A 26,048-nucleotide genomic window follows, 5' to 3' on the forward strand; every position below is an offset into this window, starting at 1 on the left:
AGTCTGTCGCCATGGCCCACCACTCTGCCCCGTTCCCGTCGTCGTTCGAGGACGCCGTGGCGGATGTGGCATCGGTCGAGTTCCGCGCCGACCTGGTGGTGCGCGAGATCCCGGCGCCGACCGGGCTCGCGCCCCGCGCGATCGCGCTGGCCGGCGACATCCGCCCCGATGCCGAGAATGGGGAGTCGACGTACGGCACCGGCCGCTTCCTCCTCCTGCACGACCCGGAGGAGCCCGATCCCTGGGGCGGGCCGTGGCGTGTGGTCTGCTTCGCCCAGGCGCCGCTCGACACCGACATCGGGCTCGACCCGCTCGTGGCGGATGTGGCATGGTCCTGGCTCGTCGACGCCCTCGCCACGCACGGCGCGCGCTACCACTCCCCCTCGGGCACCGCGACGAAGACGCTGTCGAAGGGCTTCGGCGGGCTCGCCGACGAGGGCGAAGGCGCGCAGATCGAGCTGCGCGCCTCCTGGTCGCCGACCGACCGCTTCGGCGCGCACGTCGAGGCCTGGGCCGAGTTGCTGTGCATGCTCGCCGGACTCCCTCCGGGGTCGGAGGACATCGACGTGATCAGAACGAGAGGACAGGCACGTGGCTGAGTACCCCGTGATCACCGATGACGCGGCGCTGGATGCGGCGGTGTCGGTCCTCGCCTCGGGCGAGGGGCCGTTGGCGGTGGACGTGGAACGGGCGTCGGGCTTCCGCTACTCGCAGCGCGCCTACCTCGTGCAGATCTTCCGTCGCGAAGCCGGGGTCTTCCTGCTGGATCCGCCCGCGCTCTCCCATTTCCCGGCGCTCCAGGAGGTGTTGGGGACCGAGGAGTGGGTCCTGCACGCGGCGAGCCAGGATCTCCCGTCTCTGCGCGAGCTCGGGCTCGAGCCGCAGCAGATCTTCGACACCGAGCTCGCCGCGCGACTGCTGGGACGCGATCGGGTCGGCCTCGGCGCGGTCGTGGAGGACACCCTCGGCATCACACTGGCGAAGGCGCACTCGGCCGCAGACTGGTCGACCCGCCCTCTTCCGCCGTCCTGGCTCGAGTATGCGGCCCTCGATGTCCTGCACCTCGTCGACGTACGCGACATCCTCGCGGCCGAGCTCGTCGAGCAGCACAAGACGGAGGCCGCCGCTCAGGAGTTCCGCGCCGTGCTGGAGCGCCCGGTGAAAGCGCCCCGCGCCGATCCGTGGCGTCGCCTCAGCGGCCTGCACTCCCTCCGCGGACGACGTTCGCTCGCGATCGCGCGCGAGCTGTGGACGGCCCGCGAGGAGCTGGCGATCGCGCAGGACGTCGCGCCTGGCCGGCTCGTTCCCGATCGCTCGCTCATCGCGGCCATCGCCGCCGACCCGGAGACCAAGCGCGCGCTGAGCGGGCTGAAGGAGTTCAACGGCAGGGCCAGCCGCAGCGAGCTCGACAGATGGTGGGCGGCCTTCGAACGCGGGCGAACGATGACCGAGCTGCCGCCGGACCGCGTGCCGAGCGACACCCTGCCGCCGCCGCGCGCGTGGGCCGACCGCAACCCGGGTGCGGATGCACGGCTGAAGGCCGCGCGTCCTCTCGTCGAGGCACGAGCCGCAGAGCTCAACATGCCGACCGAGAATCTGCTCACCCCCGAGCTCCTGCGCCGTCTGGCGTGGGACCCGCCCGCGTCCGTCGACGCTACGTCGATCGCGCAGGCGCTCGCGGCCGCGGGCGCGCGCCCCTGGCAGGTACACGAAACCGCACAGGTGATCGCCGAAGCCTTTGTGGGTTCCGTGCAAGAGACCGTGAGCCCGCCGGAAACGAGTTCGTAGGTTCGACCCAACCGATTCCAGGCGTCCGGACGCCCCTCCTAGGGTGGACGAAACCCAGATATTGGAGGCAGAGTGGCCGAGATTTCGGACGTCTACTTCGTCGACGGCGTACGCACCCCTTTCGGTCGCGCCGGAGAGAAGGGCATGTACTGGAACACCCGCGCGGACGACCTCGTCGTGAAGACGATCATCGGGGTCATGGAGCGCAACCCCGGTGTTCCCGGTGACCGCATCGACGACGTCGCCATCGCGGCGACGAGTCAGACCGGCGACCAGGGACTCACCCTCGGCCGCTCCGCAGCGATCCTGGCGGGGCTCCCCCTCACGGTTCCCGGCTTCGCGATCGACCGCATGTGCGCGGGCGCGATGACGAGCGTCACCACCATGGCGGGCTCGATCGGGGTGGGCATGTACGACCTCGCCCTCGCCGGCGGCGTCGAGCACATGGGCCACCACCCGATCGGCGCCGACTCCGATCCGAACCCCCGCTTCGTGGCCGAGCGGCTGGTCGATCCCGGCGCGCTCAACATGGGCGTCACCGCCGAGCGCATCTTCGACCGGTTCCCGCATCTCACCAAGGAGCGCAGCGACCGGTTCGGGATGCTGAGCCAGCACAAGGCGCAGGCGGCGTATGACGCGGGCAGGTTCCAGCCCGATCTCGTCGCGGTCGGGGTGAAGGATGCCGCGGGCGCCTGGGGGCTCGCCACCGAGGACGAGGGCCGCCGTCCGCAGACAACGATGGAGGACCTCGCGGCGCTCAAGACCCCGTTCCGCCCACACGGCCGGGTCACGGCGGGCACGTCGTCGCCGCTGACGGACGGCGCCACCATGGGGCTCCTCGCCGGCGGCAGCGCGGTCAAGGAGCTGGGACTGGCGCCGAAGATGCGGCTCGTCTCCTTCGCGTTCGCGGGCGTTCAGCCGGAGATCATGGGCATCGGCCCGATCCCGTCGACCGAGAAGGCCCTCCGCAAGGCCGGTCTGTCGATCCCCGACATCGGGCTCTTCGAGCTGAACGAGGCGTTCGCGATCCAGGTCATCTCGTTGCTCGACCACTTCGGCATCGCCGACGACGATCCGCGCGTCAACCAGTGGGGCGGTGCCATCGCCCTCGGCCATCCGCTGGCCGCATCCGGTGTGCGTCTGATGATCCAGCTCGCCGCGCAGTTCCGCGAGCGCCCCGACGTGCGCTACGGCCTCACCGCCATGTGCGTCGGCCTCGGCCAGGGCGGCTCCGTGATCTGGGAGAACCCCTACTTCGACGGCAAGAAGAAGAAGTGAGAGCGACCACGATGACGAACTACGACTCGATCGATTTCTCCCCCCTCGACGCCTTCACCGACGACGAGGTCGTCACGCACTCACCGGTGCGCGACGTCCGTCTCGCGTCGGGCAAGGTCCTCGCGCTCATCACGCTCGACAACGGACGCGACCACACGCGGCCCAACACCCTCGGGCCCGCGACTCTGAAGGAGCTCGGCGAGACGCTCACGGGTCTTCGTGTCCGAGCCGCGGCCGGCGAGATCCAGGCCGTCGGCGTCACCGGGAAGCAGTACATCCTCGCCGCGGGCGCCGATCTCTCCGACGTGTCCCGCGTGCCCTCCCGCGAGGCGGCCACGTTGATCGCCCAGCGCGGCCACCAGGTGCTCGGCTCACTGTCCGAGCTCGGCGTGCCCTCCTTCGCGTTCGTCAACGGCCTCGCGCTCGGGGGCGGTGTCGAGATCGCGCTGAACTCGACGTATCGCACGGTGGACTCCTCGGCCGCCGCCATCGCCCTGCCCGAGGTGTTCCTCGGCCTCATCCCGGGATGGGGCGGCGCGTACCTGCTCCCGAACCTGATCGGGATCGAGAACGCGCTCGAGGTGGTCATCTCGAACCCGCTGAAGCAGAACCGCACCCTGAAGCCGCAGCAGGCCTTCGACCTCGGGATCTTCGACGCGATCTTCTCCCCCGCGAACTACCTCGAGGACTCCCTCGCCTGGGCCGACGGCGTGCTCTCGGGCGCGGTCAAGGTCGAGCGCAGGAACGAGCCGGGCAAGATCGAACGGCTGACGAAGTGGCCGATCGCGATCAAGGTGGCCCGCGGCATGCTGGAGAGCCGGATCGGAACGGTGCCGCGCGCGCCGTACGTGGCGCTCGACCTGCTCGAGAGGGCACGCAGCGGCACCAAGGAGGACGGCTTCGCCCGTGAGGACGAGGCCCTCGCGGACCTCGTCGTCGGCGACCAGTTCGCGGCGTCGATGTACGCGTTCGATCTCGTCCAGAAGCGGGCCAAGCGCCCCGTCGGCGCCCCCGACAAGGCCCTCGCCAAGAAGGTCACGAAGGTCGGCGTCATCGGCGCCGGGCTCATGGCGAGCCAGTTCGCGCTCCTGTTCGTGCGCCGCCTGAAGGTGCCGGTGCTGATCACCGACCTCGACCAGGCGCGCGTCGACAAGAGCATCGCCCACATCCACGAGGAGATCGGCAAGCTCGAGGCCAAGGGGCGGCTCGACGCCGACACCGCGAACCAGCTGCGCGCGCTCGTGCGCGGGACGACAGACAAGTCGGAGTACGCCGACTGCGACTTCGTCATCGAGGCGGTCTTCGAAGAGGTCGGCGTGAAGCAGCAGGTGTTCGCCGAGATCGAGCCGCTCATCGCCGACGACGCGATCCTCGCGACGAACACGTCGTCGCTGTCCGTCGCGGAGATCGGTGCGAAGCTCGCCCGCCCGGAGCGCCTGGTCGGTTTCCACTTCTTCAACCCGGTCGCGGTCATGCCGCTGATCGAGATCGTGAAGACCCCGGTGACCGACGTCCCGTCCCTCGCCACCGCGTTCGTGGTCGCCAAGGGCCTCGGCAAGAACGCGGTGCTCACCGCGGACGCCCCCGGCTTCGTCGTGAACCGGCTGCTCGCCAAGGTCATGGGCGAGGCGGCGCGCGCCGTCTACGAGGGGACCCCGCTCCTGACCGTGGAGAAGGCGTTCGCCCCGCTCGGCCTGCCGATGACGCCGTTCCAGCTGATCGATCTGGTCGGCTGGAAGGTCGCCGCGCACGTGCAGGACACCATGGCGCACGCCTTCCCCGACCGCTTCTTCGCCTCAGAGAACTTCCACGCCCTCGCCGAGCTTCCGGAGGTCGTAGAGAAGGACAAGCGCGGTGCCGTCAGCGGCTGGACGAAGGCCGCGGAGAAGGTGCTGAAGGGCGCGGTGGGGTCGTCCCCCGCGTCCGAGGCGACCATCCTGCAACGCGTGCAGGACGGCCTCGCGCAGGAGATCCGGCTGATGCTCGACGAGGGCGTCGTGCCCGAGGTCGAGGACGTCGACCTGTGCCTCGTCCTCGGCGCCGGGTGGCCCTTCATCGACGGCGGGGCGTCGCCCTACCTCGACCGGGAAGGCGCATCGGAACGCGTGTTCGGCGACACGTTCCACCATCCGCCGGTCCGTGGCGTGGCCTCGCGCTGACCCGAAAGCCCTCCCGCTGCGTCTCGCTGCGCGCTCGCGGTCCCTGAACGAGGAGCGAAGCGACGAGACGAAGGAGCCCGGTGGGTGCTTCGTCTCGCATTCGTCTTGCCTTCGGCTCGCTCAGCCACCGGGCTCACGCAGCGTCAGACCGACGCCTACGCCGCATTCGCCGTCGTGAGCGGATCAGCGATCGTCGGGGGTGCGTGCCGCATCCGGGATGAAGAGCGCCCCTGTGTCGCCCGAGGGACGCGCGATCGGGATCCGGATGCCGAGCACCTGCGCGACGACGTCCTGGGAGATCTTGGCGGCGGTCAGCCCCGCGTCGTCGAGGATCTGGTCCCGCGAGGCGTGGTCGATGAACTCGTCGGGCACGCCCAGCTCGTCGACGGCGGTGTCGACGCCCGCCTCGCGGAGCACCTGACGGATCCGGGTGCCGATGCCCCCCACGCGGATGCCGTCCTCGATCGTGATCACGAGCCGATGAGCGGCGGCGAGCTCGACGACCGATGCCGGGACGGGCACGACCCAGCGCGGGTCTACGACGGTCGCCCCGATGCCCTGTGCCGCCAGGCGCGCGGCGACGTCCATCGCCACGTGGGCCATCGGGCCGATGCCGACGATCAGGACATCGGCCGCGGCCGGTCGGGCGAGCACGTCGACGCCGTCGGGCAGACGCTCGATCGCCGGAAGATCGGGGCTGACCTCGCCCTTCGGATAGCGCAGGACCGTCGGGGCGTCGTCCACCGCGACCGCCTCCGCCAGCGCCTCGCGCAGCCGCGCCGCGTCGCGCGGTGCGGCGATGCGGATGCGGGGCACGAGCTGCAGGATCGCGAGATCCCAGATGCCGTGATGACTCGGGCCGTCGGGACCGGTGACGCCCGCACGGTCGAGCACGAAGGTCACACCGGCACGGTGGAGCGCCACATCCATCAGGACCTGGTCGAAGGCGCGGTTCACGAACGTCGCGTAGAGCGCGACGACCGGGTGGAGGCCGCCGTACGCCAGGCCCGCCGCGGATGCCGCGGCGTGCTGCTCCGCGATGCCCACGTCGTAGACGCGGTCGGGGTGCTTCTGCGCGAACGGCAGGAGCCCCGTGGGGCGCAGCATCGCGGCGGTGATCGCGATGACGTCGGTGCGCTCGTCGCCGATGCACACCAGCTGCTCGGCGAAGACGTCCGTCCAGGCGGTGCCGCCCCCGCCGCCGAGGGTCTCGCCGGTCACGGGATCGATGCGGCCCACCGCATGGAACTGATCGGCCTCGTCGTCGATCGCCGGCTGGTATCCGCGCCCCTTCTCGGTGATCACGTGGACGATGACGGGCGCTCCGTAGTTCTTCGCGAGCTGCAGCGTCTCCAGCAGGGTGGGGATGTCGTGACCGTCGACCGGGCCCAGGTACTTGATGTCGAGGTTCGAATACAGCGCCTCGTTGTTCGTGAAACGGGAGAGGAAGCCGTGCGTGCCGCCGCGCACGCCTCGATACACGGCGCGAGCGGCCGGCCCCAGCTTGGTGAACAGGTTCCGCGATCCGCGATGCAGGGTCTGGTACGCGTCGCCCGTGCGCACCCGGTTGAGATACCGGGCCATTCCGCCGATCGTCGGGGCGTACGAGCGCCCGTTGTCGTTCACGACGATGACGAGGTTGCGGTCGTTGTCGTCAGAGATGTTGTTCAGCGCCTCCCACGTCATGCCGCCGGTCAAGGCGCCGTCGCCGACCACCGCCACGACGTGCCGGTCCGTGCGTCCGGTGCGGGCGAAAGCGCGGGAGATGCCGTCGGCCCAGCTCAGCGAGCTCGACGCGTGCGAGGACTCGACGATGTCGTGCGGGCTCTCGGCGCGCTGCGGGTATCCGGCGAGTCCCCCGCGTGAGCGCAGTCCCGAGAAGTCGCGACGGCCGGTGAGGAGCTTGTGCACGTAGGACTGATGCCCGGTGTCGAAGATGATGGGGTCGCCCGGCGAGTCGAACACGCGGTGAAGGGCGATCGTCAGCTCCACGACACCGAGGTTCGGGCCGAGGTGACCGCCCGTGCGCGCCACGTTCTCGATCAGGAACGATCGGGTCTCCGCGGCGAGCTGCTCGAGCTGCTCGAGCGTCAACGCGTCGAGATCACGAGGTCCCGAGAGGGAGGTGAGCAGGGACATCCCACTCCTTTCGCCGTCGAGGACCGTTCGGAAGAACGTCGGCCCAGTCTAGTTCGGGCGCGACGCTGAAGCGCGGAACCCGATCGGGACGACGACGGCCCCGACGCGGAACGCCGGGGCCGTCGTGGTCGGGCTCAGACGAGCGAGCGCAGCACGTACTGCAGGATGCCGCCGTTGCGGTAGTAGTCCGCCTCGCCGGGGGTGTCGATACGCACGATCGCGTCGAACTCCACGGTCTCCTTGCCGGCCGCCGAGAACTCGCTCGGGGCGGCGGTGACGCGGACGGTCTTCGGCGTGACACCCTCGTTGAGCTTCTCGAGCCCCGAGATCGAGACGATCTCGGTCCCGTCGAGCCCGAGGGACTCCCAGCTCTCACCCGTGGGGAACTGGAGCGGAACGACGCCCATGCCGATGAGGTTCGACCGGTGGATGCGCTCGAAGCTCTCGGTGATGACGGCCTTGACCCCGAGCAGGCTCGTGCCCTTCGCCGCCCAGTCGCGCGACGAGCCGGAACCGTACTCCTTGCCGCCGAAGATCACGAGCGGCGTGCCCGCATCCTGGTAGTTCCGGCTCGCGTCGTAGATGTACGACTGCGGGCCGCCCTCCAGGGTGAAGTCGCGCGTGTAGCCGCCCTCGACCACCGCACCGTCGTTGACGGCGCTCACGAGCAGGTTCTTCAGACGGATGTTGGCGAACGTGCCGCGGATCATGACCTCATGGTTGCCGCGACGCGAGCCGTAGGAGTTGAAGTCCTTGCGGTCGACGCCGTGCTCGGCGAGATACTGCGCCGCGGGCGTGCCGGGCTTGATATTTCCGGCGGGGCTGATGTGGTCGGTCGTGACCGAGTCGCCGAGCGTCGCGAGCACCCGTGCGCCCGAGATGTCGGAGACGGGGGTCAGCTCCATCGTCATGCCCTCGAAGTACGGCGCCTTCCGGACGTACGTCGAGTCGGTGTCCCATTCGAAGATGGGACCGGTCGGGGTCGGCAGGTTCTTCCAGCGGTCGTCGCCCTCGAAGACGGTGGCGTACTGCTTGATGAACTGCTCACGAGAGATCGACGAGTCGATGACCTCCTGCACCTCCTCCGGGGAGGGCCAGATGTCCTTGAGGAAGACGTCGTCGCCGTTCTGGTCCTTGCCGAGCGCGTCCGTCTCGAAGTCGAAGTTCATCGAACCGGCGAGGGCGTAGGCGACCACCAGCGGCGGCGACGCGAGGTAGTTCATCTTCACGTCGGGGCTGATGCGACCCTCGAAGTTGCGGTTCCCCGACAGGACGGCGGTGACGGCGAGATCGTTGTCGTTGATCGCCGCGGAGACCTCCTCGATGAGCGGACCGGAGTTGCCGATGCAGATCGTGCAGCCGTATCCGACCGTGTAGAAGTCGAGGCCCTCGAGCGCCTTGTCGAGACCGGACTTCTCGTAGTAGTCGGTGACGACCTTCGAGCCCGGGCCGAGCGTCGTCTTGACCCACGGCTTGCGCTTGAGCCCCTTGTCGACGGCGTTGCGCGCCAGCAGTCCCGCGGCGAGCATCACCGAAGGGTTCGACGTGTTGGTGCAGGACGTGATCGCCGCGAGGGTCACCGCGCCGTTGTCGAGGATGTACGACGATCCCTCGGGGGTCGTGACCTTGACGGGCCGCGATGCGGCGGCAGGACCACCGGACGAGATCAGGATCTCGCCGGTGTCGGCGTTCTCCTCGCCCGGAACGGGGCCCGGGTCGGAGGCCGGGAACGATCCCTCCCCCTCGAGGTCGACGATCGAGTCGGACGTCTCGGCCGTCGCATAGTTCAGGATGTCCTTCTCGAACTGCGACTTCGCCTCGGACAGCAGGATGCGGTCCTGAGGGCGCTTCGGGCCGGCGATCGAGGGGACGACGGTCGCGAGGTCCAGCTCCATGTATTCGCTGAACGCGATCTCGCGGGACGCATCGTGCCAGAGCGACTGCGTCTTGGCGTATGCCTCGACGAGCGCGACCGTCTGCTCGCTGCGGCCGGTCAGGCGCAGGTACTCGAGCGTGACGTCGTCGACGGGGAACATGGCGGCCGTCGATCCGAACTCGGGGCTCATGTTGCCGATGGTCGCGCGGTTGGCGAGCGGCACCGACGCGACGCCCTCGCCGTAGAACTCGACGAACTTGCCGACGACGCCGTGCTTGCGCAGCATGTCGGTGATCGTCAGCACGACGTCGGTCGCGGTGACGCCCGGGGGGATCTCGCCCGTGAGCTTGAAGCCGACCACGCGAGGGATGAGCATCGACACCGGCTGACCGAGCATGGCCGCCTCGGCTTCGATGCCGCCGACGCCCCAGCCCAGCACGCCGAGGCCGTTGACCATGGTCGTGTGAGAGTCGGTGCCGACACAGGTGTCGGGGTAGGCGCGCAGCACGCCGCCGACCTCGCGGTCGTACACGACCTTGGCGAGGTGCTCGATGTTGACCTGGTGGACGATGCCGGTGCCCGGGGGCACGACCTTGAAGTCCTGGAACGCGCCCTGGCCCCACCGCAGGAACTGATACCGCTCGCCGTTGCGCTCGTACTCGATCTCGACGTTGCGCTCGAGGGCGTTCTCGGAGCCGAAGAGGTCGGCGATCACCGAGTGGTCGATGACCATCTCGGCCGGCGACAGCGGGTTGATCTTGTTGGCGTCTCCGCCCAGGGCGGTCACCGCCTCGCGCATGGTCGCGAGGTCGACGATGCAGGGCACGCCGGTGAAGTCCTGCATGACCACACGCGCCGGGGTGAACTGGATCTCGGTGTCGGGGTCCGCGTTCGGGTCCCACGAGCCGAGGGCCTGGATCTGCTCCTTCGTGACGTTGGCACCGTCCTCGGTGCGCAGCAGGTTCTCGAGGAGGACCTTCAGGCTGAACGGGAGCTTCTCGTGACCGGCGACGGTGTCGATCCGAAAGATCTCGTAGTCGGTGCTGCCGACCGTCAGGGTGCTCTTGGCACCGAAGCTGTCAACCGTGGACACGTGTGTCTCCTTCGTCGGCGTGGACGGGCGTCGTCGCGGGGCTCGCTGACCCCATCCTCCCCGCGTCCGCGGCGGGGAGCTAGCAAGGCATGCCTTACCGGGAGCCCGCACATTTATCTTGATGTCAAGATAAATATATCACTCGGCCGCCCCGGCACGGCCCCGCCGGTCGTCCGTGGCACGGCGCGGATACAGGGCACGCGCCGTGAGCCACGTCACGGCCACGAGAGGGGCGAACAGCGGCAGTCCCATCGCGATCTTGAGGGTGCCGAGCAGCGCCACCGCGCTCTCGCGGTTCGCCGGGTCGAGCGAGCTCAGGTAGATCGGGAACTGCACCGCCAGGCGCGCGGCGAACAGGCCCGCCCACGCGATGGTCAGCCAGAAGAAGGTGCGGCGCTTGCGGCGGTCGGCGCGCCAGGCGACGCCCTCGCCCATGAGGTAGCCGGCGGCGAGTCCGATGAGCGGCCAGCCGACGAGCGCGGAGATCAGCATCCCCAGTCCGTAGACGAGGTTGGTGAGCAATCCCGGCACGAAGTTGTCCGAGGGGTTGCCGGTGATGAGCGCGAGCGCCGCGGCGATCACGGCCGCGGCGAGTCCGCCGATGGCCGCAGCGGGCGGGGACTTCTGCCCGAAACGCACGATCGTGAACACGACGGCCACGCCCACGGATGCGGCGAGCGAGGGGATCAGCTGCGCCGTGACGGTGAACACCACGACGAAGAGGAGGCTCGGCAGGACCGACTCGACGATGCCCCGCCATCCGCCCATCGCACGCCAGACGACATGCCCGGTCGACGCCTCGTCCGCCGGATCGAGTCCCGCGCGACGGGCCGCCGACCCCAGCGCCTCTCCGATCATCTCCGAGGGGCGCGGCTCGCGCCGCGGCTTCTCCTCGCTCACGCGCTGCCCGGCGTGGCCGGCATCTTCAGCGGGATGAGATCGCGCGGCGGCATCGGCGAGGATCCACGGACGACCACGAGCGAGCGGAAGAGGTCCTCGATCTGCGCCGCAGCCTTGACATCGCCGGTCGCGGCGCCCCCGATGACCCCGCGCAGGAACCACCGCGGCCCGTCGACGCCGACGAACCGGGCGAGCCGTTTCGCGGCCGACCCCGTGTCGCCGCCGACGACGACCGGGACCTCCGCGAGCAGCTCGGGACCGAGAGGGCCTTCGCGCTCCTCGACCCGTCCGCCCTGCTGACGGACCTGCTGACGGATCTGCTCGCGCGTCTCCTCCCACAGGCCCGTCGAACGCGGCGCCGCGAACGGCTGCACCTGCAGGGTCGAGTCGGCGTAGTCGAGCCCGACCGCGACGATGCGTTTGCTCTGCTCCTCGACCTCCAGCCTGAGGTTGAGGCCCTCCCGCGGCAGCACCTTGATCGCGCCCAGATCGATGTAGGGACGGACCGGGTTCACCTCCGACTCGTCGAACGGACCCGCCTCGGCGCGGTCGTCGGGAGCGGACTTGTCGAGCGGTTCCAGCGACGCGTCGCTCATCGGGGACTCCTCTGGGTGTCGTAGCCGGTCGATCCGAACCCGCCGTCGCCGCGCACGCTGGCAGGCAACTCGTCGACGGGAACGAAACGCACCGGGGGGACGTGCATGACGATGAGCTGGGCGATCCGGTCGCCGACGGCCACGTCGTACGCCGCATCGCGGTCCGTGTTCAGCAGGGTGACCTTGATCTCGCCGCGGTATCCGGCGTCCACCGTGCCCGGCGCGTTCAGCACCGTGATGCCGTGCTTGGCCGCCAGGCCGCTGCGCGGAACCACGAACGCCACGTGCTCGTCGGGGAGGGCGATGCGCACACCGGTCGCGATCAGGGCGCGTGCGCCGGCCTCGATCCGTACCGCCTCGGCGGCCACCAGGTCCGCTCCCGCATCGCCGGGGTGCGCATAGGCCGGGACGACCGACGCGATAATGGGGACATCCACGCTTTCGGTCACCCAACGAGGGTAATGCAGATCATGAGCCCAGACGCCCGTTCCGACGCCTTCGTGTACCGCGAGCGCCTCAGCCCGTCCCTACGGGTGCTCGTCGCGTCAGCGCTGTGTGCACCGATGGTGGCACTCGTCCTGACCCCGGTCGACACGACGGTCGCCCTCGCGGCCGGCGCGGTCGCGGCGGTGCTGATCATCGCGGGGCTCGTCGCCGCCTCACCGCGGATACGGGTCGAGGACGGCGTCCTGTACGCCGGGCGCGCCCACATCGACGTCGGCCTGCTCGGCGATCCGGTGGCGCTGGTCAGCGAGGACGCACGGAACGCGCGCGGCAGAGATCTGGATCCGCGCTCTTGGACCGTGGTGCGCGGAGGCATCGACGGCGTGCTCGTCGTACCGATCGCGGATGCAGAAGATCCGGCGCCGAACTGGATCATCTCCAGTCGGACACCGGATCGTCTTGCCGCCGCGCTGCGTCGAGCGCGGGCTAGGCCGAGCACTCCACGCAGATGAACCCGGCGGGCTCCTCGTGGTCGACCTGCGAGCGATGCTTCACGAGGAAACAGCTGACGCAGGTGAACTCGTCTTCCTGGGCGGGCAGCACGACGACATCGAGATCGATGTCGGAGAGGTCTGCACCGGGCAGTTCGAAGCCGGACGGGTTGTCCGCGTCCTCGACATCGACCGATCCGGACATCTTGTCCGGCACGCGCTCCTTGAGCGCCTCGATGGACTCGCTGTCGTCCTCGGTCTTGCGGGGGGCGTCGTAATCCGTAGCCATTCTTCCGTGTCTCTTAGTCAGGGGTGGAGCGTCCGCCGGTGGCGGCGGGCGGCCATAGTTTGCATGACGCCCGCCCATTTGGCAAATGCAGGGCGGGACGCGCCGCTGTGCCATCGTCTGCGGGGGAAACTCGCGCCACGCGAGGGATATTCCCGACCTCGGCCATCCCCTGTGACACCATGGGCGCACACGGCAGACGGGAGGCGTGTGACCTATGGAACAGCTCAGAGTGATCGGCACCGAGGACGGCGTGCTCGTCGTCGCGTCCGAATCCGGCCAGCGGTACTCCCTCGTGGTCGACGACGTGCTGCGCGCCGAGCTCCGGCGTGCTCGCAAGGAGCGCGAGGAGCCCTCGCGCGGACCGCGCCCGAGTCCCCGCGAGATCCAGGCGCAGATCCGGGCAGGACTCTCCGCGCGCGAGGTCGCCGAGGTCCTCGGCGCGACGCTGGAGGACGTCCTCCGCTTCGAGCCGCCCGTGCTCGCCGAGCGTGAGTTCATCGTCGGCCAGGCCCTGTCGGTCCCGGTGCTCCTCGGCTCCGACCTCGGCGACGATGCGCCCACGACGTTCGGGGACGCGGTCCGGTCGAAGCTCGCCGAGGTCGGCGCGACAGCCGAACGCTGGACCAGCTGGAAGGAGGCCTCCGGCTGGATCGTGAAGCTCTCCTTCGTCGCCGGCGATGTGGAGCGCGATGCACGCTGGGGCTTCGACCCCCGGCGCAGCTCGCTCTCCCCGCTCAACGACGACGCGACGCAGCTCTCCCGCCAGGGTTCCCTCCCCGAGGGCCTCATCCCGCGGCTGCGCGCCCTCGACTCGCCCGGGATCAAGGACGAGTCCCGCTTCGACAGCGGCGCGTTCGGCCCGCGCCACGAGACGGAGAGCCCCTCGGCCCCGCCGTCGGCGTCGAGCCCTGCCGTGCAGGACGCCGCGATCAAGCGCGCCCCGGACGCCCCGGTGACCTCCGCCGAGACCGCCGACCTGCTCGAGGCGTTGCGCCGCCGCCGCGGCCAGCGCACATCGGCTCCGACCGCCGAGAGCCCTGAGCCGGCACGGCCGTCTGCGCCGGTGGCGTTGTTCGACGCCCTGGAGCCCGGTTACGAGGATTCGGCGCCCGACGATCCTTCGGAGCGAGCGGAGCCGTCGAACGCGGATGCGCAACGTCGAAAGGGCCGGACGTCGATGCCCTCGTGGGACGAGATCGTTTTCGGCGCCCGCACCGACGAGAACTGACCCGAAAGTCTCCCCGCCCCGGTTCTGGTTGAACAGGCGCATTGCCTGGACTTTCCCCACCCCACAGAGCGCCCCGCAGGGGCGCGGAGAAGCTGAAGCGAAAGAGCACCACGGAGCCGGTGCCTCACGGCCGCCGGTCAGACCGCGAAGCAGCCCAGACGCAGGAGCGGCACGATCCTCTCCTCGGGGGTGAGCGATCCGTGCTGGCCGACCATGTTCTGCGCCGACGTGTCGACGAGCCTGCCGTCGTAGTAGGCGATCTGCGCTCGGGCGGCGACGAGCACGTCTCCGATCCGATCCCGGATCCCCGGGTCGACGAGTGCCCCGAACAGGCCTGCGCCGATCGCCTCGCCCCGACTCATGATCCAGGCCTGTTCCTGCTCGCCGCTCCACGCGGCGCGGACGGCCGACGCAGCACCCGGCTCCGCGTAGAGGTGCAGCATCCTCGGCTCGCCGCCGATCGCCGCCACCCCGTCCAGACGCGCATCGCCCTCATCGAGGATCACGTGGCGGTGGCGCTCGACGTCCACCATCCCGTGGTCGGCGGTCAGCAGAACGCCCACGTCGCGACCGACGGCGGCGTGCAGGCGACGCGTCGCGGCGTCGATCGCCTCCAGCGTCGTGAGCCACGCGTCGGACGCGATGCCGTGCTTGTGACCGGCTGAGTCCAGCTCGGGCGCATAGAGGTAGACGATCGCGCCGTCGTTCGTGCGCGCGAGATGCGCCGCGAGCTCGATGCGGGCCTCGAGCTCGCGCTCGCCGTGGAAGACCGCGTCTCGCATCGTGGCCACGGTGAACCCGCTCGACGCGTACTCGGGCTTCGAGACGACGAAGCGGGACGGGCCGTCCAGCAGCGAAGGAGCCCGCTGCCAGGTCGACGGGTCGAGCGCCCGCGGCCCCCAGTCGGTCAGCTGGTTGAGGACTGCGCCCGTGGCGGGCACCCGCGCGCGATACCCGACGATGCCGTGAGCGCCCACGTCCGCGCCCGTGAGCAGGCTCGTGAGGGCGGCCGCGGTGGTGCTCGGGAACACAGTCGTCGCGACGGCCTTCTTCGTGCTGTGCGACGCGAGGAACCGGGCGTGCCCGGTGTGTGTCGCGAGGGACCGGGCACCGAGCCCGTCGACGACGAACAGGACGGCGCTCCGCACCGCGGGCAACCGCTCCGACCGGCCCTCCACGGCGGCGATCAACTCCGGGACAACGCCGGTGAGGCGCAGGGCGTGCGAGGGGTCCGCCGGTAGGCTGAGGGTCATCGGGGTCAGTCTCGCATACCCGCGCACGACCCTTTCGCTACCCGAGGTCTGAACGTCATGCCCCCCACCCGCTCCGAGTCCATGCCCGCCGACCAGGGGCGTATCGAGGACATCGATGTGTCCACCGAGATGCAGGGCTCGTTCCTGGAGTACGCCTACTCCGTCATCTACTCCCGCGCGCTCCCCGACGCCCGCGACGGACTGAAGCCTGTACAGCGCCGCATCCTGTACCAGATGGCCGACATGGGCTTGCGTCCCGACCGCGGTCATGTGAAGAGCGCGCGCGTCGTGGGCGAGGTCATGGGAAAACTGCACCCCCACGGCGACGCCCCGATCTACGACGCCCTGGTGCGGCTCGCACAGCCCTTCTCGCTGCGTGTCCCGCTCGTCGACGGCCACGGCAACTTCGGGTCCCTCGACGACGGGCCCGCGGCCCCGCGCTACACCGAGGCGCGTCTCGCGCCCGCTGCCCTCGCGCTCACCGAGAACCTCGACGAGGACGTCGTCGACTTCATCCCCAACTACGACGGTCAGTTCCAGCAGCCAGAGGTGCTGCCCGCCGCGTACCCCAACCTGCTCGTCAACGGCGCCGCAGGCATCGCGGTGGGCATGGCGACGAACATGGCCCCGCACAACCTCATCGAAGTGGTCGCGGCGGCGGTGCATCTGCTCGAGAACCCGGAGTCGACGCTCGAGCAGCTGATGGAGTTCGTGCCCGGGCCCGATCTGCCCTCGGGCGGCATCATCGTCGGACTCGACGGGATAAAGGACGCATACACCGCGGGACGGGGCTCGTTCCGCACCCGGGCCAAGGTGAGCATCGAACAGCTCGGTCCGCGCAAGTCCGGGCTCGTGGTCACGGAGCTCCCCTATCTCGTGGGTCCCGAGCGGATCATCGAGAAGATCAAGGACGCCGTCGGCTCGAAGAAGCTCACCGGCATCTCCGACGTCACCGACCTCACCGATCGCCGCAACGGGCTGCGCCTCGTGATCGGGATCAAGACCGGCTTCGACCCGCAGGCGGTACTGGACCAGCTCTACCGGCTCACCCCGCTCGAGGACTCGTTCGGCATCAACAACGTCGCCCTCGTCGACGGCCAGCCGAAGACCCTCGGGCTGCGCGAGCTGCTGCAGGTGTACCTCGATCACCGCCTCCGCGTCGTCACCCGTCGCAGCGAGTACCGTCTCGCCCGCAAGCTCGATCGGCTGCATCTGGTCGAGGGTCTGCTCATCGCGATCCTCGACATCGACGAGGTCATCCAGGTCATCCGGTCGTCCGAGGACGCCGAGCAGGCGCGCACCCGTCTGATCGAGGTCTTCGACCTCTCGCAGGTGCAGTCGGAGTACATCCTCGAGCTGCGTCTGCGCCGGCTCACCAAGTTCTCCCGCATCGAACTCGAGGCCGAGAAGGAGACCCTGGCGGGCGAGATCGCCGCCCTCCGCGAGCTGCTCGGCTCCGACGTGCTGCTGCGTGCGCAGGTCGCGCGCGAGCTCGACGCGGCCGCTGAGACCTATGGCACCCCCCGCCGCACGCTCCTGCTCAACGGCGGCCCGGTCACGGCACGCTCGTCGTCGCGCGCCGCGGCGGCCGACCTGCAGCTGGCCGACGTGCCGTGCCGCATCTTCCTCTCCGCGACCGGACGGATGGTGCGCGCCGAGCTCGTGGCCGATGCCCCGGGCGGCGGCATCACCGCGCCCGCGCGGCGGGCCAAGCACGACGCCGTCCGCTCCTGGGCCGACACGACCGTGCGCGGCGACGTCGGCGCGGTCACGAGCGGCGGGCGCCTCATCCGCTTCTCCCCCGTCGACCTGCCGTCGGTGCCGGCGAACGCGGTGCAGCTGGCCGCGGGCACGCGCGCGGATCAGTACCTCGGGCTCTCCGGCACCGAGCACGTCGTCGCGGTGGTGCCGATCGTCGCCGAGCCGGTGATCGCCCTCGGCACCGCGCAGGGGGTCGTCAAACGTGTCGCGGCGACGGAGCTCGCCGCCAAGCACGATGTCGAGATCATCGCGCTCAAACCCGGCGACCGGGTGGTCGGCGCCGCGCCCGCCGCCGACGGCGCAGAGCTGGTCTTCGTGAGCTCCGACGCGCAGCTGCTGCGCTTCGAGGCCGCGAGCGTGCGACCCCAGGGACGTTCCGCGGGCGGCATGGCCGGCATCCGCCTCGCCGGCACGGCTCAGGTCATCGCGTTCGACGTCGTCCCGGCGAATGCCCCGGACGTGGTCGTGGTGACGATCGCCGGCGCGTCGCAGGCGCTCGTCGGAGCCGACGCCGGATCCGCGAAGGTCTCGCTGTTCGAGGAGTTCCCGCCCAAGGGCCGGGCGACCGGCGGGGTGCGGGCGCAGCGGTTCCTACGCGGGGAGGACCTGCTCACCCTCGCGTGGGTCGGCGCGGTCCCCCGCGCCGTGGGGACCGACGGAGCGGTCCGCGCGCTGCCCGAGGCCGGCGCGAAGCGGGACGCCTCGGGTCAGCCTCTCGACGCCGTCATCGGCGCTCTGGGCACCGCCGTCGCCTGACCGTCGCGCGTCGCGGCGCCGGTTCGCGGACGGAATGGCGGATCGATGTGCGGGCAGAGGGGCTCGTGAGGTCGGACCGCGTCAGGCGTCGATGCGGTCGCGCGCGAGCCGGTCGCTCGAGGTCACGATGAACTCGCGTCGCGGAGCGACCTCGTTGCCCATGAGCAGCTCGAACACGGTCGAGGCCGCCTCCGCATCCGTCACCTGCACCCGGCGGAGCGTACGGCCCGCTCGGTCCATCGTGGTGACGGCGAGCTGGTCGGCGTCCATCTCGCCGAGTCCCTTGTACCGCTGCACAGGCTCCTGCCAGCGCTTGCCGGACTTGGTCAGGCGCGCCAGCAGCTGGTGCAGCTCCGGCTCGCTGTATGTGTAGATCGTCTCGTTCGGCTTGGAGCCCGGGTTGATCACGACGACGCGATGCAGCGGCGGGACGGCGGCGAATACCCGGCCCGCCTCGATCAGCGGCCGCATATAGCGGAAGAACAGCGTGAGCAGGAGCGTGCGGATGTGCGCGCCGTCGACGTCGGCGTCGCTCATCAGGATCACCTTGCCGTACCGAGCCACGTCGAGCTCGAACGATCGTCCGGAGCCCGCGCCGATCACCTGGATGATCGAGGCGCACTCCGCGTTCGAGAGCATGTCGCTGACGGACGCCTTCTGCACGTTCAGGATCTTCCCCCGGATCGGCAGGAGCGCCTGATACTCGCTGTTGCGGGCGAGCTTGGCCGTGCCGAGCGCGGAGTCGCCCTCTACGATGAACAGCTCGGAGTCCGAGACGTCGTTCGAACGGCAGTCGACGAGCTTCGCGGGCAGCGAGGAGGACTCCAGCGCGTTCTTGCGTCGTTGCGTCTCCTTGTGCGTGCGCGCCGAGATGCGCGCCTTCATCTCCGAGACGATCTTGTCCAGCAGCTGCGCGGTCTGCGCCTTGTCATCGCGACGGGACGAGGCGAATCGGGCGGTGAGCTCCTTCGTGACGACGGAGGTGACGATCTGGCGTACCGCGGGGGTGCCGAGCACCTCCTTCGTCTGCCCCTCGAACTGCGGCTCGGGCAGACGCACGGTGAGCACCGCGGTGAGTCCCGCGAGGATGTCGTCCTTCTCGATCTTGTCGTTGCCGACCTTCAGCCGGCGGGCGTTCTGCTCGACCTGGCTGCGCAGCACCTTCATGAGGCCCTGCTCGAAGCCCGCCTGGTGCGTGCCGCCCTTCGGCGTCGCGATGATGTTCACGAACGAGCGCACGGTCGTGTCGTATCCGATGCCCCAGCGCAGCGCCACATCGACGACGCACTCGCGCTGCACCTCGGTCGGCACCATCGCACCGCCCGGCTGCAGGACGGGCACGGTCTCGGCGAAGGTGCCGGTGCCGGTCAGCCGCCAGGTATCGGTGACACCGCTGTCTGCGGCGAGGAACTCGGCGAACTCGGAGATGCCGCCGTCGAAACGGTACACCGACTCCCGGGGCTCGGTCTCGCGCTGATCGCGGATGACGATCTCCAGGCCGGGCACGAGGAACGCGGTCTGCCGCGCACGCTGCTCGAGCTCCTCGGCGTGGAACGCGGCGTCCTTGGTGAAGATCTGCGAATCGGCCCAGTACCGGATGCGGGTGCCGGTCACGCCTTTGGCGGCCTTGCCGACCACGCGCAACACGCTCTTGTCACGAAACGGGGTGAAGTCGGAGTCCGGCCGCGGCTCACCCTTGTCGGCGAAGACGCCCGGCTCGCCGTGACGGAAGGACATCGCCCAGGTCTTGCCGCCACGGTCGACCTCGACGTCGAGCCGTTCGGAGAGAGCGTTGACCACCGATGCGCCGACGCCGTGCAGGCCGCCCGAGGCCGCGTACGAGCCACCGCCGAACTTCCCGCCGGCGTGCAGCTTGGTGAAGACGACCTCGACGCCGGACAGACCGGTGCGGGGCTCGACGTCGACGGGGATGCCGCGCGCGCGATCGCGCACCTCGACGCTTCCGTCGTCGTGGAGCACGATGTCGATCCGCGATCCGAAGCCGCCGAGCGCCTCGTCGACCGAGTTGTCGATGATCTCCCAGAGGCAGTGCATGAGGCCGCGCGAGTCGGTCGAGCCGATGTACATGCCGGGGCGCTTGCGGACCGCCTCGAGTCCCTCGAGGACCTGGAGATGATGTGCGGAATACTCGGCGGTCACAATCCTTGAGCCTAATCGCGGCACCCGATCCGGCCCTGCACAGACACGGCAGCCCGGCATCGGCGTACGCGCTGAGCGAAACACCCCGGCATGCGGGCATCGTCCACAGTGCCCCGTGGTTGTATGTCATGACCCGCACCCGCGCGACGCACCGAGGAGGTCCACGATGAACACCATGTCGACGCCCACCGATCAGACCGCCGTCCTCGAGTACCGCCTCACCGCCGCCGATCGTTGCGACTCGTGCGGCGCACAGGCGTACATCGCCGCCGAGGTCAACGGGAGCGAGTTGCTCTTCTGCGCGCACCACGGTCGCAAGTACGAGGAGAAGCTGCGCACCGTCGCCACCTCGTGGCATGACGAGACCGCGCGCCTCATCGACGCGAACTGATGCGAAGGGGCGCGGTGCCCGGCTCGCCTGTCGCGTCCCGCCGGTCTCGGCGACCGGAAGCGACGGATGAACCAGACTTTCGCCACCCCCCTGGAGTGCGTGCAGGGGCGCGGAAGGGCTGACACCTCCGGGAGCGGCTTCCGCCTCCTCAACCGTTCATCGACCGGGCGTCGCTGGCTCAGCGGTGGCAGCGAGCCACGAGGGGCGAGATCCGGACGGCGATCTCTTCGCCGATCGAGTCGATCTTCTCGGCCAGGTCGGTCTGTGACGGCGCCCCGCCGCCGAAGATCTGCACCCGCTGCCCGATGGCGGCATCCGGCCAGGACTCGACCAGCGCCTCGGTGTCCTCGATGCCCAGCAGCCGGCGATCGCCGCCGGGAGTCCGCACGTGCACGCGGCCAGCCAGAGTCGACGGCAGGCCGTCGCACGAACCGACTCCGAGGCGTGTCGCGCCGTTCTCCAGGGCGATCACATCGGCCTCGAGGGTTGCGACGGGGGCGAGCCCGAGCTGCTGCTCGTCCGGACCCCCCGCCGGACGGATGCCGTAGCAGAAGGCTCCGATCCTGACGATGTCGTAGCGGAACTGCGGCCGCGCGAACGCGGCCGCACTCGCAGAGAGGTGTCGGAGCGGCTCGGCCACGCCCCGGGCCCGCAGCTGCGCGACGGCGACCTCGTAACGGGCGCGGGCCGCGTCGTCCTCGTCGTCCGAGGCCTCGGCGATGTGACTCCAGACACCGACGACGTCGATGGCCCGCCGGGCCGCGAGCTCGACGGCCCGATCCACGAAGACCGCCCAGTCCTCCGGCCGCACCCCGTTGCGGTGAAGGCCCGTGTCGACCTTCAGATGCACGCGTGCGACGGCACCGGCGCGTTGCGCCGCGGCGGCCACCTCCTCGAGGGTCGCGGCGTCGCCGACGCCGATGTCGAGATCGGCGGACACCGCCGCGGTCGTCTGGGCGGCACCGAACACCATCCATGAGAACACCCGTGCGTCCCGGCCGAGCTCTCGCCGCACCTGCACGCCGGTCTCGACGTCGAACGCGCCGAACCAGCGGACGCCGGAGAGCCACGCGCGCGACACGATCGGCGCGAGGCCGTGGCCGTACGCGTCGTCCTTCACCACGAGCATCGTCTCGGCGGGAGCCACCCGGTCCCGCACCGCCCGGAGGTTCTCCTCGAACGCGGTCAGATCGATCCGCAGCGTCGCGCTCATACGTCGTACTCCCGGGCGACTCGCAGGCCGACCCCCGTGACGAGCTCCGCCGCGCCGAGACCGCTGGCCGCCGTCCAATCGGAGAGGGACGGGGCACCCGCAGCCGGATCGCCGAAGTATACGACCTCCGCGCCGCGACGGACGTCCGAGTCCTCGAGGTCGACCACACAGACGTCCATCGCCACGCGTCCGATGATCGGGAGGCGGCGTCCCTCGATCGCGACCGACACGCGGTTGCCGACGATGCGTGGGATCCCCTGGGCGTATCCGCCGGTGACGAGCGCGATGCGGGTGTCCGACGCAGCGCGGTGGGTGTAGCCGTACGACACCCCTTCGCCCGCACGCAGACCCTTGACGCCGAGCACCGTGCCGACGAGGGTCATCGCCGGGCGCCCCGACGGACCGAGGCCGAAGGCAGCTGCCGGCTCGAGGGTCGCCCGTCCCGCCGTCCACAGCCGCGAGGACCGCCCGCCCCATCGTTCAAGGTCGGTCGCGTCCACCAGGAGATCGCTGTCGGTCCCCTCCAGCAGCGCCTCGGCGACCTGTTCGAGTCCGTGTCCCCGCGCGTCGCGACGCAGGTCGACGACATCGCCGTGTCGTCCTGCGGAGAGGACGTTCGCGACGATCGACGGGAGGGACACCCGGGCTCGTGGAGCGGAGTCGGCAGGCACGGCGGTCGGGGTCAGAGCTGGATCGCGGTGAAGCGCTTGCTCGTGGCAAGCCGCTCGATCTCGGCACGCGCGGCGCGAGCGTGGGCGTCGACGCGGTCGTGCTCCGGGCCCGCCGCGTACTCGACGCCGTGACGCGCGAACGCCCGCGAGAGCAGCGCATCGGCCAGCTGCGGGTTCAGCGGCAGCACCGGGCCCTGCACGTTCGTCGCGTAAAGGCCGTCGACCCGGAAGGTCTCGTAGCCGTCGACGATGCTGCCGTTGCCTGCGACGACCGAACCGTATCGGCTCGCCGGATCAGCGCCCGGCTCGGGCGTCCACACGGACGCATGGTCCTCGAACCCGACGAGACGTCCGTCGGGGGTGTCCGCCACGACGTAGCCGACGCGGCGCTGACGGGTGCGGGCGACGCGCGCCGACACGAGCCCGAGCCCCGGCACGCTCGTGCCGTCGAGCAGGTCGACCCCCGCGCTCAGAAGCTCCGCGCCGCCGCCGACGGCGAGCACGACACCGCCGCCCGCCAGGTGCTCGGCCAGCCAGTCGCGGCGAGCGGCGAGATCCTGCTGCACGGTGCGGAGCGCCGAGAGCGGGCCGTTCCCGATCACGACGATGTCGGTCGACGCCGGGTCCGCGTCGCCGATCCCGACGAGCGCGACCTCGGCCGGGTGCCCGGCGAGCGACGCGCGGGCGGCGAGCACCTCGACATTGCCGCGGTCGCCCGTCACCCCGAGGAGGTCGGGGTACAGCTGGACGATGCTGAGAGCCGTCATCGGCGCGCCACCTCCTGATCGCCGTGCCCGAGGATACGGCGGCCGATCATCATGAGCTCGTAGTTGACGAACCAGATCTGACGGCCGGTGCGGGTCGGGGCGAAGCCCCGCATCAGCGCGACCGCCTTCTCCATGTCCGGTTCGACCGCCCCGATGGGGATCCCCGCGTAGGCCAGCCGCGTGGCGATCTGATGGGCCTTCTCCCCCGCGACGACATCGACGTGGTCGAGGCCGGCGAGATCGACGTCGTACAGCCACGACACGTCCGGAGTGCCCTCGTCGATCGCCATCAGAACGCGCTCGGGAGGACCGTCGAGCGCATCCACGTTCAGCTGCAGGCTCGGCCCGTTCTTGAACATCACGAACTCGACCTGCTCGTCGCCCTCGCGGCGGAGCGGGACGAGCTCGCCCCGACCGTAGGCCGGCGCCATGCGGGAGAAGCCCTCGGCCGCGGCATCCGTGCGGAACCGATCGCTGAGCACGTGCCGAGCGACGCTCACCGCCGCCGCGGCGTCGACCGCGTAGTGCAGCCCCCGCGCCGGCAGCGTGATGGGGAATGCCCGCCCCTCGAGCGAGATCTCCACCGCGCGGCCGTCGACGGACACGACCTCGCTCTCGGCGGAGCGGGGCCTCGCCCCGGCGTCGCCGCTGCGGGTGTCGGCGGCGTTGACGAGACCGTGGGCGGAGGCGCCCACGACGTCCGCCGACGCGCCGAAGAACGACACCGGGGCACGAAGCGCGGTCTCGTCGATCTTGCTGAGGTAGGGGTCGTCCCGGTTGATCACCACGCGGACGTCCGCTCGACGGGACGCGTCGAGCATCATGTCGGCGACACGCTCGGTCTCATAGAACCGGTAGAGCTGGTCCACCTGCACGTTGAGCGCCACGATCACGCGCGGCGAGAGGATGTCGGCGAGCTCGGCCGCGAACCCCTCGTCGACCTCGAGCACGGCGACATCCGCCCGCACCCTGCCGGTGAGGGTGGCGTCGGCCAGCAGCGCGCTCGTCACGCCCTGCGGCAGATTCGCCCCGGTGGGATTCGTGAACACGCGCAGACCGTGCGCACGCAGGATCTCGCTCACCATGTGCGTCGTCGTCGTCTTGCCGTTCGAGCCGAGCACGAACACGACCCCGTAGGGGAACTGACCGCCCAGGGTGCTCAGCAGCGTCGGCGCCATCCGGTTCGCGAGGTGCCCGGGGAAGGCCGAGCCTCCCCCGCGCAACCGGGTCGCGAACCGCGCCAGCTTTCCGGCGAGCACCGCCGGGACATAACGGATGCTGCTTCCCGTCACGCCCGGATCACTCCAGGTAGTCGCGCAGCGACTGCGAACGGCTCGGGTGGCGAAGCTTTGCCATGGTCTTCGACTCGATCTGGCGGATCCGCTCACGGGTGACGCCGAACGTGTCGCCGATCTGGTCGAGGGTCTTCGGCTGACCGTCGCCCAGGCCGAACCGCATCCGGATGACGCCCGCTTCGCGCTCGCTGAGCGAGTCGAGCAGGGACTCCAGCTGCCGCTGCAGCATCGTGAAGCCCACGGCGTCGGCGGGGACGACCGCCTCGGTGTCCTCGATCAGGTCGCCGAACTCGCTGTCGCCGTCCTCGCCGAGCGGGGTGTGCAACGAAATCGGCTCACGACCGTACTTCTGCACCTCGATGACCTTCTCGGGGGTCATGTCGAGCTCGCGGCTGAGCTCCTCGGGCGTGGGCTCACGACCGAGGTCCTGCAGCATCTGCCGCTGCACCCGGGCGAGCTTGTTGATGACCTCGACCATGTGCACCGGGATGCGGATGGTGCGCGCCTGATCGGCCATGGCGCGCGTGATCGCCTGCCGGATCCACCACGTCGCGTACGTCGAGAATTTGAAGCCCTTGGTGTAGTCGAACTTCTCGACCGCACGGATGAGGCCGAGGTTGCCCTCCTGGATGAGGTCGAGGAACTGCATTCCACGACCCGTGTAGCGCTTGGCGAGCGACACCACGAGGCGAAGGTTCGCGCCGAGCAGATGGCTCTTCGCGCGCTGTCCGTCGCGCGCCACCCACTGCAGGTCGAGACCGAGCTGCTTGGACTTCTCGGCCGCGGACATCGCCGACAGCTTCTCCTCTGCGAACAGGCCCGCCTCGATGCGCATGGCGAGCTCGACCTCTTCGGCCGCGTTGAGGAGCGGGACCTTTCCGATCTGCTTCAGGTAGTCCTTGACCGGGTCCGCGGTCGCGCCGGTGATCTGGGTCGAGTAGACGGGGACGTCGTCCTCGTCGTTCGAGGAGATGACGATCGCGCCCGTGGGCAGCGGCTCGGTGAACGCGAGCTTCGTGCTCTCTCCGTCGCCGTCGCCGTCGTCGTCGGAGTCCGCGGTCTTGGTCGCCGCCGCGGGCGCGGTCGGCGCCTCCTCGGGCTCGTCATCGCCGGTCACCGCGTCGCCGATCTCGACGTCGTCGTCGAACTCCTCTTCGTCGTCGCCCTTCTTCGCGGACTTCTTCGCCGGAGCCTTCTTCGCGGGCGCCTTCTTCGCGGGCGCCTTCTTGGTCGGAGCCTTCGTGGCCACGGCAGTGTCTTCGGCAGCCACGTCGTCGGTGGCGTCCGCCGTGGAGGCTGCAGTCCGCGAGCGGGTGTCGGTCTTCGTGCCTGGAGTCACGGTTCGCCTTTCACCGAGGATCGTCTCCACGGTCGTTCTCGGACACTAGTAAGACCCTTGTCAAGTCCTGAGGACGCCGAGACGTCCCCCGATTGACAACGGGTCGGTCCTCTATTGTCGCATACCCCGAGCGCCCGTTCGACGCAACACCCGGTCCTGGA

General features: G+C 70.1%; 21 protein-coding genes. 8 read left to right on the forward strand and 13 right to left on the reverse strand.

The features are described 5' to 3' along the window. The first annotated feature begins 11 nt into the window (after positions 1 to 11). The 4 genes from GVL03_RS09580 (at position 12) to GVL03_RS09595 (ending at position 5,225) form a co-directional block, all read left to right on the forward strand. The gene (locus GVL03_RS09580) at positions 12 to 599 is read left to right on the forward strand and encodes a DUF3000 domain-containing protein (protein WP_159500771.1); all 588 of its coding nucleotides are present in this window, start codon (positions 12 to 14) and stop codon (positions 597 to 599) included. Beyond that, complete coding sequence (locus GVL03_RS09585) at positions 592 to 1,788, forward strand: ribonuclease D (protein WP_159500772.1); 1,197 nt, start codon at positions 592 to 594, stop codon at positions 1,786 to 1,788. The genes GVL03_RS09580 and GVL03_RS09585 overlap by 8 nt, the downstream gene beginning before the upstream one ends. A 72-nt stretch (positions 1,789 to 1,860) precedes the next feature. After that, complete coding sequence (locus GVL03_RS09590; protein WP_159500773.1) at positions 1,861 to 3,066, forward strand: thiolase family protein; 1,206 nt, start codon at positions 1,861 to 1,863, stop codon at positions 3,064 to 3,066. Between the two features lie 11 nt (positions 3,067 to 3,077). Continuing rightward, a complete protein-coding gene (locus tag GVL03_RS09595) occupies positions 3,078 to 5,225 on the forward strand; it encodes a 3-hydroxyacyl-CoA dehydrogenase NAD-binding domain-containing protein (RefSeq protein WP_159500809.1) in 2,148 nt (715 codons plus the stop codon). A gap of 183 nt (positions 5,226 to 5,408) precedes the next feature. On the opposite strand, the gene dxs is transcribed toward GVL03_RS09595, so the two are convergent. From dxs to dut, 5 genes are all read right to left on the reverse strand, one after another. After that, a complete protein-coding gene (dxs, locus tag GVL03_RS09600; protein ID WP_159500774.1) occupies positions 5,409 to 7,364 on the reverse strand; it encodes a 1-deoxy-D-xylulose-5-phosphate synthase in 1,956 nt (651 codons plus the stop codon). A 134-nt stretch (positions 7,365 to 7,498) separates the two neighbouring features. Next, on the reverse strand, positions 7,499 to 10,333 hold the full coding sequence (locus tag GVL03_RS09605) for an aconitate hydratase (RefSeq protein ID WP_159500775.1): 2,835 nt from the start codon (positions 10,331 to 10,333) through the stop codon (positions 7,499 to 7,501). Positions 10,334 to 10,471: 138 nt separating this feature from the next. Further along, positions 10,472 to 11,191, reverse strand: coding sequence for a DUF3159 domain-containing protein (locus GVL03_RS09610; protein WP_159500810.1), 720 nt, complete (start codon positions 11,189 to 11,191; stop codon positions 10,472 to 10,474). Positions 11,192 to 11,229: 38 nt separating this feature from the next. Further along, entirely contained in the window at positions 11,230 to 11,829 is a 600-nt protein-coding gene (locus GVL03_RS09615) for a DUF3710 domain-containing protein (protein ID WP_159500776.1), read from the reverse strand. Then, entirely contained in the window at positions 11,826 to 12,278 is a 453-nt protein-coding gene (gene dut, locus GVL03_RS09620) for a dUTP diphosphatase (RefSeq protein WP_200847126.1), read from the reverse strand. Before dut ends, GVL03_RS09615 begins: the two co-directional genes overlap by 4 nt. 21 nt (positions 12,279 to 12,299) lie before the next feature. On the opposite strand from dut, the gene GVL03_RS09625 reads away from it, so the two are divergent. Further along, positions 12,300 to 12,785 (forward strand): DUF3093 domain-containing protein, encoded by a 486-nt coding sequence (locus GVL03_RS09625; RefSeq protein WP_235038103.1) that lies wholly within the window; start codon positions 12,300 to 12,302, stop codon positions 12,783 to 12,785. On the opposite strand, the gene GVL03_RS09630 is transcribed toward GVL03_RS09625, so the two are convergent. Further along, complete coding sequence (locus tag GVL03_RS09630) at positions 12,760 to 13,053, reverse strand: DUF4193 domain-containing protein (protein ID WP_159500778.1); 294 nt, start codon at positions 13,051 to 13,053, stop codon at positions 12,760 to 12,762. The genes GVL03_RS09625 and GVL03_RS09630 overlap by 26 nt on opposite strands. 214 nt (positions 13,054 to 13,267) lie before the next feature. Between GVL03_RS09630 and sepH the strand changes: the two genes are divergently transcribed. Further along, positions 13,268 to 14,281 (forward strand): septation protein SepH, encoded by a 1,014-nt coding sequence (gene sepH / locus GVL03_RS09635; RefSeq protein ID WP_159500779.1) that lies wholly within the window; start codon positions 13,268 to 13,270, stop codon positions 14,279 to 14,281. 137 nt (positions 14,282 to 14,418) lie between these two features. On the opposite strand, the gene GVL03_RS09640 is transcribed toward sepH, so the two are convergent. Further along, entirely contained in the window at positions 14,419 to 15,534 is a 1,116-nt protein-coding gene (locus GVL03_RS09640) for an alkaline phosphatase family protein (protein WP_159500780.1), read from the reverse strand. Positions 15,535 to 15,591: 57 nt separating this feature from the next. Between GVL03_RS09640 and GVL03_RS09645 the strand changes: the two genes are divergently transcribed. Further along, positions 15,592 to 18,051 (forward strand): DNA topoisomerase (ATP-hydrolyzing) subunit A, encoded by a 2,460-nt coding sequence (locus GVL03_RS09645; protein ID WP_159500781.1) that lies wholly within the window; start codon positions 15,592 to 15,594, stop codon positions 18,049 to 18,051. A gap of 81 nt (positions 18,052 to 18,132) precedes the next feature. Here GVL03_RS09645 and GVL03_RS09650 read toward each other — a convergent pair whose 3' ends face one another. Then, positions 18,133 to 20,211: a type IIA DNA topoisomerase subunit B gene (locus tag GVL03_RS09650; protein ID WP_373683837.1), complete on the reverse strand. Its 2,079-nt coding sequence runs from the start codon at positions 20,209 to 20,211 to the stop codon at positions 18,133 to 18,135. Positions 20,212 to 20,377: 166 nt separating this feature from the next. Between GVL03_RS09650 and GVL03_RS09655 the strand changes: the two genes are divergently transcribed. Beyond that, entirely contained in the window at positions 20,378 to 20,602 is a 225-nt protein-coding gene (locus tag GVL03_RS09655) for a hypothetical protein (protein WP_200847128.1), read from the forward strand. A gap of 178 nt (positions 20,603 to 20,780) precedes the next feature. On the opposite strand, the gene GVL03_RS09660 is transcribed toward GVL03_RS09655, so the two are convergent. From GVL03_RS09660 to GVL03_RS09680, 5 genes are read right to left on the reverse strand one after another with little or no spacing between them, the layout of a single operon-like run. Further along, positions 20,781 to 21,815 (reverse strand): alanine racemase, encoded by a 1,035-nt coding sequence (locus GVL03_RS09660; RefSeq protein WP_159500782.1) that lies wholly within the window; start codon positions 21,813 to 21,815, stop codon positions 20,781 to 20,783. Next, positions 21,812 to 22,456: an alanine racemase gene (locus GVL03_RS22315; RefSeq protein ID WP_235038104.1), complete on the reverse strand. Its 645-nt coding sequence runs from the start codon at positions 22,454 to 22,456 to the stop codon at positions 21,812 to 21,814. Before GVL03_RS22315 ends, GVL03_RS09660 begins: the two co-directional genes overlap by 4 nt. Positions 22,457 to 22,497: 41 nt before the next feature. Continuing rightward, positions 22,498 to 23,253 carry a glutamine amidotransferase gene (locus GVL03_RS09670; protein ID WP_159500783.1) on the reverse strand — a complete coding sequence of 252 codons (756 nt, stop codon included), beginning with the start codon at positions 23,251 to 23,253 and terminating at the stop codon, positions 22,498 to 22,500. Continuing rightward, on the reverse strand, positions 23,250 to 24,545 hold the full coding sequence (locus tag GVL03_RS09675; protein WP_235038105.1) for a MurT ligase domain-containing protein: 1,296 nt from the start codon (positions 24,543 to 24,545) through the stop codon (positions 23,250 to 23,252). The genes GVL03_RS09670 and GVL03_RS09675 overlap by 4 nt, the downstream gene beginning before the upstream one ends. Positions 24,546 to 24,552: 7 nt before the next feature. Next, positions 24,553 to 25,887, reverse strand: coding sequence for an RNA polymerase sigma factor (locus GVL03_RS09680; RefSeq protein WP_159500784.1), 1,335 nt, complete (start codon positions 25,885 to 25,887; stop codon positions 24,553 to 24,555). Positions 25,888 to 26,048: the final 161 nt, after the last annotated feature.

The organism is Microbacterium sp. 18062, assembly GCF_902706225.1.
Lineage (GTDB): Bacteria > Actinomycetota > Actinomycetes > Actinomycetales > Microbacteriaceae > Microbacterium.

Excerpts from the sequence above, each read along its gene's own strand:
- GVL03_RS09580 (WP_159500771.1), top strand. The coding sequence starts at position 12 with ATGGCCCACCACTCTGCCCCGTTCCCGTCGTCGTTCGAGGACGCCGTG.
- GVL03_RS09595 (WP_159500809.1), top strand. The coding sequence starts at position 3,078 with ATGACGAACTACGACTCGATCGATTTCTCCCCCCTCGACGCCTTCACC.
- dxs (WP_159500774.1), bottom strand. The coding sequence starts at position 7,364 with ATGTCCCTGCTCACCTCCCTCTCGGGACCTCGTGATCTCGACGCGTTG.
- GVL03_RS09610 (WP_159500810.1), bottom strand. The coding sequence starts at position 11,191 with ATGATCGGAGAGGCGCTGGGGTCGGCGGCCCGTCGCGCGGGACTCGAT.
- GVL03_RS09615 (WP_159500776.1), bottom strand. The coding sequence starts at position 11,829 with ATGAGCGACGCGTCGCTGGAACCGCTCGACAAGTCCGCTCCCGACGAC.
- GVL03_RS09625 (WP_235038103.1), top strand. The coding sequence starts at position 12,300 with ATGAGCCCAGACGCCCGTTCCGACGCCTTCGTGTACCGCGAGCGCCTC.
- GVL03_RS09630 (WP_159500778.1), bottom strand. The coding sequence starts at position 13,053 with ATGGCTACGGATTACGACGCCCCCCGCAAGACCGAGGACGACAGCGAG.
- sepH (WP_159500779.1), top strand. The coding sequence starts at position 13,268 with ATGGAACAGCTCAGAGTGATCGGCACCGAGGACGGCGTGCTCGTCGTC.
- GVL03_RS09640 (WP_159500780.1), bottom strand. The coding sequence starts at position 15,534 with ATGACCCTCAGCCTACCGGCGGACCCCTCGCACGCCCTGCGCCTCACC.
- GVL03_RS09645 (WP_159500781.1), top strand. The coding sequence starts at position 15,592 with ATGCCCCCCACCCGCTCCGAGTCCATGCCCGCCGACCAGGGGCGTATC.
- GVL03_RS09655 (WP_200847128.1), top strand. The coding sequence starts at position 20,378 with ATGAACACCATGTCGACGCCCACCGATCAGACCGCCGTCCTCGAGTAC.
- GVL03_RS09660 (WP_159500782.1), bottom strand. The coding sequence starts at position 21,815 with ATGAGCGCGACGCTGCGGATCGATCTGACCGCGTTCGAGGAGAACCTC.
- GVL03_RS09670 (WP_159500783.1), bottom strand. The coding sequence starts at position 23,253 with ATGACGGCTCTCAGCATCGTCCAGCTGTACCCCGACCTCCTCGGGGTG.